Raw genomic sequence first — 525 nt, 5'->3', positions numbered from 1 at the left:
GTGGCTTATCGCTGTTCGCCGCCAGTTCACCCCATTCGCTGCGCGCCAGATTGTCCATGTTCCAGTACATCAGTTCGCGCACGCGAGCAATTTCCGGCCGTTGTGCCAATGTCTTATCCGGGATCGACGAGGTAATGGTCAACGCATAAGGGATACCGAGCTTCTGCGCAGCAACCATCGGGTAGAAGCCCCGCCCCTGCATCAGCGATCGCAGTATCGCCTCCCCATCCTGACGTTGCCCGTTATCTAACAGCAACATCGCTTGCCAGTAGCGCCATTCTTCTTTCTGTAACGCCTCAGCCGGCAGTTTCGCGAGCCAGAAGCGCAGCCCCGCTTTATCCCCCTCCCCGAGCGTCATACGCACCCGGCGCTCAATCAGGCTGGTGGATTGGCTGCGCTGCGTAACGGCATCACGCCAGGCAGCCTGTTCTGGCGTCGCGCCGGTTCCCATCCAACGCCAGGCTACCGCTTCTTCCATCTCGCGGCGATCGGCGTCGCTCATCTTTTGCAGCCGCACCAAGACAC

At 60.4% G+C, this 525-nt stretch carries 1 pseudogene; it reads right to left on the bottom strand.

Features of this window, described 5'->3' with window-relative positions:
- Positions 1-525 (bottom strand): annotated as a pseudogene (locus J5069_RS24120) (murein transglycosylase); the annotation flags it as partial.

The sequence above is a fragment of the Candidatus Symbiopectobacterium sp. NZEC127 genome (assembly GCF_025962675.1).
GTDB lineage: Bacteria > Pseudomonadota > Gammaproteobacteria > Enterobacterales > Enterobacteriaceae > Symbiopectobacterium.
The sequence above is the reverse complement of the archived record's forward strand: the minus strand, read 5'-3'. Positions and strand labels throughout refer to the sequence as shown.